Genomic DNA, 9,564 nt, shown 5'->3' on the forward strand with positions numbered 1-9,564 from the left:
ATGTATTAGTTATCAATAATTTTTTAATATAATAAGGGATTTTAAGTTATTTTCTTATAAATTATATTATTGATATAATAATTGTTAAAATTAGATAAAGTTTTAAAAACTTAATTAATGTTCTAGTAATCCTTTGATAAGTTTATATTAGAATATTTTTAGTAATTGTATTAGTTAATTTAAAATCTAATATTATAGGGTATATTTAATTGAAATTATTATATAAATTTCATCTTTAAGTATTTATTAGATTATATTAAAACAGGATTTAAAAACACTTTAAATTTTAAGTATATTAATGGTTTAACTGCCAAGATAAAAAGGAATTATTTCCATCATTTCAGTATATACTAAAATCATATATTTTATAAAATATTATTTTATATTTAATTATTAGTTATTTAATTGCATTGTTTTTAATAGAATAATGTTTATGTATTTAATTTTTAAATATCTATTATTAAATGGTATAAAATTCATTGTGTTTAAACTTTAATTATTTAAAAGCTTTTTTTAACAATTATTTTTACTAATAATTTATTAAAAATTATTGTGGGGATTTTAAATGGAAGTTATTGCATCTGCTCCAGGTAAAACAATATTATTTGGAGAACATTCTGTAGTTTATAGTGAACCAGCAATTGCTGCAGCTGTAAATAAAAGAGCAACGGTTCGTATTGAAACTAGTAAAAATAATAAAACAACTTTAAAATCTAAAGATTTAGGTTTTGAAGCTGAACTTGATACTAAAAATAAAAAATATTCTTTAAAAAAAGGTAAACCTGGTATTATTAGATATATTTTAGAGGCATTATATATGGCTCATGATCATAGTCCTATTAATATTGATTTATCAATTGATATTCCAATAGGTTCTGGTTTAGGTTCATCTGCAGCTGTTACTGTTGCTACACTTGCAGCATTATATAGGTATCATAATATTCATTTTAATAAAAAAACACTTGCAGAAAAAGCACATAAAGTAGAATATTTAGTACAAGGTGAAGCAAGTCCTCTTGATACTTTAGTTTCAACTTATGGTGGTTTAATATATTTAAATCGTAAAAAACAATTACAAAAAATTAGAACTAATTTTAATTATCCATTTGTTATTGGAGTAACTTCTAAATATGGAAGTACTAGTAAAATGGTAGCTAATGTTAAAAAATTAAAACAGAAATATCCAAAAATTGTAAATCCTATTATTAAAAGTATGGGTGAATTAACTGATGAAGCTAAACGTGCAATTGAAGCAGGAGATGTTAATAAAGTTGGAACATTAATGAATATTAATCATGGACTTCTTGATTCAATTGGTGTAAATACTAAAGAATTATCTCGTATGGTTTATATTGCAAGGGGTGCTGGAGCTATTGGTTCTAAAATCACTGGTGCTGGTGGTGGAGGGAGTATAATTGCTTTATGTCCAAATAAAGATAGTGAAGTATCTAAAGCTATTAGTACTTATGATTCTTCATTTAAATTTAGATTTTCAAGAAAAGGAGTAAGCTCTAAAGTTATTCATGGGTCTAGTCATCGTAAACATAAAAAACAAAATAATACTCTTAAAAATAAACATAATAAACATAATATTAAAAAATCAAATAAATCTGTTAACTTATCTAAAAATAAGAAAAATTCTTTATATAAATCAAAATCTAATAATCAAAAACATAAAAGAAAAAATAAAAGTAAATACTCTGAAGCTGATGGTGTAAAAATTGATGATAATAAATTGATTTTTAAGAAAAAATCTTTTAAAACAATTAATAATAATAAAATTGATTATTCAAGGTGATTTTATGATAATTCTTAAAATCGGTGGAAGTATAATTACTAATAAAGATTCAATAGAACCTGAAGTAGATTATGATAATTTAAATCGTATATCTGGTGAAATTGCTGAAGCTTATAATAATGAAAGTTTAGATATTGCAGATGGTTTGATTATTGTTCATGGTGCTGGATCTTTTGGTCATCCTCCTGCTAAAAAATATAAAATTGGAGAACCTTTTACTAATGAAGAATACCCTTTAAAAAGAAAAGGATTTTCTGAAATTGTTCTTTCAATGAAAAAATTAAATTTATGTGTTTGTGAATCTTTATTAAAACAAGGTATTCCTGTTGTTCCTATACAAACATCAGCTGTTGTTAAAGCATATGATAAAAGAATAAATGATTTTGATTTAAAAATGATTAAAACTTACCTAAAAGAAGGATATGTTCCAGTATTATATGGTGATGTTGTTATTGATGATAAACTTAAAATGTCTATTCTTTCAGGTGATCAAATAATTGAATATGTTGCAAGTTTTCTTGCTTCTGATAGGGTTGTTTTAGGTACTGATGTTGATGGGGTTTATGATAAAAATCCTAAAATTCATGAAGATGCTAAGTTAATTGAGAAAGTTAGTTCATTAGATGATATTACTCAATTAGAATCTACTGTTAATGTAGATGTTACTGGTGGAATGATTGGTAAAGTTAAAGAACTTTTAACTCTTGCAGATAATGGTGTTGATTCAGAAATTATTAATGCAAATAAACCTGGAATAATATCTAAATGTTTACAAGGTGAAAAAGTTAAAGGAACTAAAATTACTAAAAAACAGTAATTTTTAGTTTTTTATTTATTTTATTTAGTAACTATTTAGTTTTTTAGATTTTTTTTAGTATATTCTTTTAAATTTTTTTATTATTTATTTTAATTTTTGTAATTATTTTCTATTTTTTTAGCATTTGTATTTATTTTTATTTTTTTTAAAATTTTTAGCTTTTTTAAATTTATATATAAAATAGTCATTAGCATTAAATATGATAAAAAATATAGTTATAGTAGTTATAATTTTTATATTACTTTTTTACTTAATTTAATAAAAAATTATTAATTTTAATTATTTTAATTTTTTATATAGTTAATATTAAAAAGTTTATTTAATTAACTAAGTTAAGTTTAATTTAAGTGTAAAAATGATTTAAGGGATTTTAAGTTAAAATAATTAATTTTGGCTTGTAGAAACAAATTTAATAATATATTAAGGGATAGTGTTATTTAAGGAAATTATTTTAAATATGTTAATAGTTTAAATGTTTTTTATTAAATTAAGTTTAGAGTAAATTATAACATTTCATGTTTATATAAGGATTAATATTTGATTAAAATCTTTAATAAAAACTGTCTATTTTAAATATTTTTAGTTTAATTAGATTTTTTAGGATATATTGTTCTATTTTTAATAATTTTAAGATTTTTTAATAATATTAACACCCTTATTTATTTAATTAATGATAGTTTTTAACCAATATGCTATTTTAGAGGAAAATAATGATTCAGGATAGAAAATTACAACATCTTTTGATTTGTAGAGATAATGATGTTAGTTATAAAAGGACTACAGGATTTGAGGATATTGAATTAATTCATAGAGCCCTTCCAGAAGTAGATAAAGCAGATATTGATATTTCTACTACTGCTTTTGGTAAAAAATTAGATTCTCCTTTATTTATTTCTGCTATAACTGGAGGTCATCCAAAATCTGAAGAAATTAATAAAGAGTTAGCTATTGCAGCAGAAGAAAAGAATATTGCTTTAGGACTTGGAAGTCAAAGGGCAGCTGTTGAAAATCCTGAACTTAATTCTACTTATACTGTAGCAAGAAAATATGCACCAAATGCATTACTTTTAGGTAATATTGGTGCTCCGCAAATGGATTATGCTGAAAAAGCAGTTGAAATGTTTGATGCTGATATTTTAGCTATTCATTTAAATCCACTTCAAGAAGCTATTCAGCCGAAAGGTGATGTTGATGCTACTGGTTATATAGAATCTATTTCTAGAATATCTAATTTAGTTGATGTTCCTGTTTTAGTTAAAGAAACAGGTGCAGGTATATCTGCTGAAGATGCTATTAAACTTCAAGGAGTAGGTGTTGACTTTATTGATGTTCAAGGTTCTGGTGGTACTAGTTGGGCTGCTGTTGAAACTTATCGTAATGAAGATAGATACCTTGGTGAAGAATTCTGGGATTGGGGAATTCCTAGTGCAATAAGTACTGCAGAAGTTTGTTCCTCTGTAAATATTCCAGTTATATCTTCTGGAGGTATTAGGTCTGGTTTAGAAGCAGCAAAAGCTATTGCTCTTGGAGCAGATGCTGTTGGTATGGCTTTACCTTTCTTAAAAAGAGCATTTATTGGTCATGAAAGTATTATTGATTTTGTTAATAAGTTTAATGAATCTTTAAGGTTAGCTATGTTTTTAGTTGGTGCACAAAATATTGAAGAACTTAAAAATGTGGATATTGTAATTAAAGGTGATACCAATACATGGCTTAATGAAAGGGGATTTAACACTAAAAGATTTAGTAGGAGGACAAAATTTGACTGTTGAAATAATAGCAATAGGCGGTTATGAAGAAGTCGGTAAAAATATGACTGCTGTAAAAATTAATGAAGATGTTATTATTTTTGATATGGGAATCCATTTAGATAGGATTAACATACATGAAGATACTGATATTGACAGAATGCATAGTTTAGATTTAATTGAAAGAGGAGTAATTCCTGATGATACCTTAATGAAAGAGGTAGATGGAAAAGTCAAAGCTATTGTATTCTCTCACGGTCACCTTGATCACATTGGAGCTGTTGCAAAATTAGCACATAGATATGATGCACCACTTATAGGTACTCCATATACTATGGCTCTTGTTAAAAAACAAATAAAAGGTGAACGTAAATTTAAAGTAAATAATCCAATTAGGGTTTTAAATCCAGGTAGTAAATTAAAATTATCTAAAGATATTACTTTAGAATTTGTTCAAACAACTCACAGTATTCCACAAGCAGTAACACCTGTATTACATACTCCAGATGGAATTATTGTATATGCTCTTGATTTTAAATTTGATAATCATCAAAAAGTATCTCCACCACCTGATTATGAAAGATTTAAACAATTAGGTAAAAAAGGAGTACTTGCACTTATTGTTGAAACAACAAATGCTGCTAATTTTGATCAAGTAAAAACATACTCTGAAAGAATACCTAGAATTGTTTTAGAAGATTTAATGCGTGAACCTTTAAAAGAAAATAAAGGTATGATTGTAACTACTTTCTCTTCACATATTGAAAGGATACAAACTATTGCAGATATTGCAAAAAAAAGTGATAGGGAAATTTTATTCCTTGGAAGATCTATGGAAAGATTTTTAGGAATTGCAGAAAAATTAGGAATATTAAAATTACCTAAAAATGCTTCTGTACATGGTTCACCAAAATCTGTTAATAAAGCTTTAATGAAAGCTAATAAAAATCGTTCTAAATATTTACTTGTTACTACTGGTCACCAAGGAGAACCTGATGCTTTACTTCCAAGAATTGCAAGTGGTAAAACACCATTTACAGTTAAAAAAGGAGATAATGTCATTATTTCAGCTCCAATTATTCCAAATCCAACTAATGCTGCAAATAGACATATTATGGAAGCAAAACTTAAAGCATCTGGTGCAAGAATTTATGCTAATGCTCATGTATCTGGGCATGCTGGAAGAGAAGATCATAGAGAATTTTTAAGAATGCTTAAACCTAGTCATATTATTCCTGCTCACGGAGATCTTAATATGTTAGTTGCATATGGTCAACTTGCAGAAGAAGAAGGATATAGAATAGGTAGTAATGTGCATATTTTAAGAAATGCACAAGCTCAAGTTTTTAATGATTTTGATTAATTTTTTAATTAAAATCATTTTCTTTATTTTAAATATTTTTTAAAAAATTAAATAAATATTGAATTTATTTTATTTTTTATTAATTTTTTTTTATTAATTTAATTATATTAAATAGTTAATTATTAATATTAATAAGTAAAAAAAATATATACTAATTATTTGTAAATTTTATTTAGATTTAATAATATTTTTTTAAAAAAACTATTTTAAAATTTAATTTAAGAATATATGAAAAATTTTTATTTAACTGGAGGCAATTTATGTCAGAAGTAACGGATATTTTAAAAGATTATTCTATTGATGTTAAAAATGTAATTGAGAATCATTTATCTACTATTGATCCTAAAAAATTACAGGAATCATCTGTATATTTAACAAAAGCAGGTGGAAAAATGTTAAGACCTGCTTTAACTCTTTTAACTAACCAAGCAGTTGGAGGTTCTAAAGAACAAGCACTTAAAACTGCTGCTGCATTTGAACTTATTCATACTTTCTCTTTGATTCATGATGATATTATGGATGATGATGATATGAGAAGAGGTAAACCATCTGTACATACTGTATGGGGTGAACCATTAGCTATTTTAGCAGGAGATACCTTATTCTCAAAAGCTTTTGAACTTGTTATTTCTTCAAAAGATGATAATGTTCATCCAGAACGTGTTGCTAATGCTTTAAATGTTGTAGCAGATGCTTGTGTAAAAATTTGTGAAGGTCAAGCTTCTGATATGGGATTTGAAGGTAACTTTGATGTTAATGAAGATGAATATATAAATATGATTTTCAAAAAAACAGCTGCTCTTATTGCTGGTGCATGTGAAGCTGGAGCTATTTTAGGTGGAGCAGATCAAGAAGTTATTGATGCAATGTATGAATATGGTAAAGCTATAGGTTTAGCATTCCAAATTCAAGATGATTATCTTGATGTAATTAGTGATGAAGAAGATTTAGGTAAACCTGTTGGTAGTGACATTGCAGAAGGAAAAATGACTTTAATGGTTGTTAAAGCATTAAATGAAGCTAATGATGAAGATAAAAAAGTACTTATAAAAATTTTATCAGATGAAAATTCTCCTGAAGAAGATGTACATAAAGCTATAGATTTATTTAATAAATATGGTTCAATTGAATATGCACATAATCTTGCTTTAGAAAATGTTAAGAAAGCAAAAGAAATACTTGAAATTTTACCTGATTCTTCAAGTAAAAATGCACTTAGTATGTTAGCAGATTTTGTAATTGAAAGAAAATCATAATTTAATTTTTCTATATTCTTTATTGTTTTATACTTTTTTTATTTAATTATATATTTTTTATTTCTAAGTGTTTTTTTATTTTATTTTTTTATTTTTAGCTATTTTTTTATTTCTAAGTGTTTTATTCTAATTTTTAATGATATTGTATTTTTAAATATTTTTATAAATTTTAAATTTTAGTTTTCAAACCCTTGCTACACTTTAATATAGTTTAAAAAAGGAATTTTATATTAGGTAACTAGTTGATATTATGGGAATTGAAATAGATAATATAAAAGAGGAATTATTTAAAAAAGTTAAATATGCATATAATAAAAAACAGTATGAAAATGCATTAAATCTTTTTAATGAATCATTAATATGTGATGAAAATTTCTCAAAAGCACTTCTTGGAAAAGCTAAATCATTATATAAATTAGGTAGATTAAGTGAATCTTCAATAATTTATGATGAATTATTTGATTCTGATTGTATGGATTCATATATTTGGTTAAATATTGGTAATTTTTATTATTATGTATTAAATAATAATTCAAAAGCATTAAAATCATATGATAATGGAATAAAATATGATGATGCTTTAGTAAATTTATGGATTAAAAGAGGTAATGTTTTAATTTCTATGAATATGTATGAAAAAGCATTAAATTCTTATATTGAAGCTTCTAAACTTGATAAATTAAATTATAAAATATATAATAATATTGCTCATTCTTATAATCTATTAAATATTAATGATAAAGCATTATCTGCTTTTAATAAATCTTTATCTATTAAAATGAATATTTATGCATTATTAAATAAAACAATTATTTTAAATGATATTGGAAGATTTAGTGAAGCATTAAACACTATTAACATGGCACTTAATATTAAAATTAGATATGATTTATTATATTATAAAGCATTAGTTCTTTATAATTTAGAAGAATATGAAGAATCTCTTAAAATTGTAAATCAATCATTAGATATTTTTGATTATAGTAATAGTTGGATACTTAAAACTAAAGTATCTTATACTCTTGAAGATTTTGAAGATTGTATAAACTCAGCTTCTCACGTTTTAATTTTTAATCCATCAGATACTGAAATATGGTTTTATAAAATTAATTCATTAATATATTTAAATAAACTAGATGATGCTTTAGATTCTTGTAATGAGGTTTTACAATATGATTTTAGTGAATATTTTATTTATGAAAAAGCAAGGATATTATTAAAACTTAATCGTTTAAATGAATCTATTAAAATTTGTAATGTTTTTCTTTCATTTGATGAAAATAATCCTAATTTTTTATTATTAAAATCTAAAATATTATATAAATTAGGTAATTTAGATGAGGCTATAAATTGTGTAGATAATGTAATTAAATTTAACCCTTATTTAGAAGAAGCTATTGAATTTAGGGAATTTTTAGAGTTTACAATTTAATTATTATTGAATTTATAACTTTAATTAATTATCTAATTAAATTTATTAAGTTTAATTTTAAATCTTATAATTTAATTTTAAAAATTAGTATTTTATAAAAATAATAATAGATTATGCAAATATTGTAATTTAAAAATTAGTATTTTATAAAAATAATAATAGAATAATTTAATTATTCTAATTTATTTCTTTTTCCACCAGATTAAAATCCAATCTGCTTTATCTTTGTTATTATATAATTTTCCAGTTTTTGGATCTTTTTTTAATACTTTATTTAAATAAACTTTTAATTTTTCTATTTCTTCATCATTTAATAAGTCTATTCTAAATTTACCATTATCTATGGCATCTTCAATACTATCATATTCTCTATATGATTCTATATCCATTCTTTCTACATTAGCATAGATTCCCATATTGTATAATATGTTTATTAAGTAAGTATATGCTGGAAAATCTTTAGGATCATTTCCAATATACTCTTGGAATTCTCTTTCTAATTTCCAATTTTCTGGTCCAAATAATGTAATAAAAACATATTTATTAGCTATTTTATTAATTTCTTCTAATGTTTTTTTAATTGGAATTATACTATTTAAAGATCTTGATGCAACTACTGCATCATAATTACCAATATCTTCATATTTAATTTCTTCAATTGGTTTAAGAACAGTATTTACATTATTTACATTTTCTTTATCACATTTTTCATTAAGAATTTTAAGCATATTCTCTGAAGAGTCTATTCCTTTAACTTTTTTTACTTTTTTAGCTATTGGTATTGTGATTGTACCTTCTCCACAACCAATATCTAATACAGTATCTTCTTTACTTAAAATATCTAATTTTTTAAGAAGTGAAGTTTTATAATCATCTCTTAAATTGCTTTTATGAAAATGTGGAGCTGCTTTATTCCAATCTTTTTGTCTATCTTTTTTTGATTCTAATTTTTTACTCCAAAAATATTCCCAATCAATATCTTCTGGATTTTCAATATAATGTTTATCATTATTCATAATTTTTCCCTTTATTTATTTATTAATAATATTTTTGTCATATCTTTTAAATTAATTTGATTATTTTTTTTTTAAGTTTAATTATTTTCATTTTTTTGTTGAGGTATTTTTTTTCTATTTTTAAGATTTGATTA

General features: G+C 23.6%; 7 protein-coding genes. 6 read left to right on the top strand and 1 reads right to left on the bottom strand.

The features are described 5' to 3' along the window. Positions 1 to 565: 565 nt before the first annotated feature. The 6 genes from mvk (at position 566) to BGI41_RS04665 (ending at position 8,414) form a co-directional block, all read left to right on the top strand. On the top strand, positions 566 to 1,798 hold the full coding sequence (gene mvk / locus BGI41_RS04640; RefSeq protein ID WP_088539064.1) for a mevalonate kinase: 1,233 nt from the start codon (positions 566 to 568) through the stop codon (positions 1,796 to 1,798). A gap of 4 nt (positions 1,799 to 1,802) precedes the next feature. After that, complete coding sequence (locus BGI41_RS04645) at positions 1,803 to 2,615, top strand: isopentenyl phosphate kinase (RefSeq protein ID WP_088539065.1); 813 nt, start codon at positions 1,803 to 1,805, stop codon at positions 2,613 to 2,615. A 710-nt stretch (positions 2,616 to 3,325) separates the two neighbouring features. Continuing rightward, entirely contained in the window at positions 3,326 to 4,387 is a 1,062-nt protein-coding gene (gene fni, locus BGI41_RS04650) for a type 2 isopentenyl-diphosphate Delta-isomerase (RefSeq protein WP_088539066.1), read from the top strand. Further along, complete coding sequence (locus BGI41_RS04655; protein ID WP_088539070.1) at positions 4,377 to 5,726, top strand: RNase J family beta-CASP ribonuclease; 1,350 nt, start codon at positions 4,377 to 4,379, stop codon at positions 5,724 to 5,726. The genes fni and BGI41_RS04655 overlap by 11 nt, the downstream gene beginning before the upstream one ends. Before the next feature lie 260 nt (positions 5,727 to 5,986). Further along, positions 5,987 to 6,982, top strand: coding sequence for a short chain isoprenyl diphosphate synthase IdsA (gene idsA / locus BGI41_RS04660; RefSeq protein ID WP_088539067.1), 996 nt, complete (start codon positions 5,987 to 5,989; stop codon positions 6,980 to 6,982). A gap of 250 nt (positions 6,983 to 7,232) precedes the next feature. Further along, positions 7,233 to 8,414 (top strand): tetratricopeptide repeat protein, encoded by a 1,182-nt coding sequence (locus BGI41_RS04665; RefSeq protein ID WP_088539068.1) that lies wholly within the window; start codon positions 7,233 to 7,235, stop codon positions 8,412 to 8,414. Between the two features lie 182 nt (positions 8,415 to 8,596). On the opposite strand, the gene BGI41_RS04670 is transcribed toward BGI41_RS04665, so the two are convergent. Beyond that, on the bottom strand, positions 8,597 to 9,430 hold the full coding sequence (locus tag BGI41_RS04670; protein ID WP_088539069.1) for a class I SAM-dependent methyltransferase: 834 nt from the start codon (positions 9,428 to 9,430) through the stop codon (positions 8,597 to 8,599). Positions 9,431 to 9,564: the final 134 nt, after the last annotated feature.

Origin of the sequence: Methanobrevibacter sp. 87.7, assembly GCF_002208625.1 — an archaeon.
Classification (GTDB): domain Archaea; phylum Methanobacteriota; class Methanobacteria; order Methanobacteriales; family Methanobacteriaceae; genus Methanarmilla.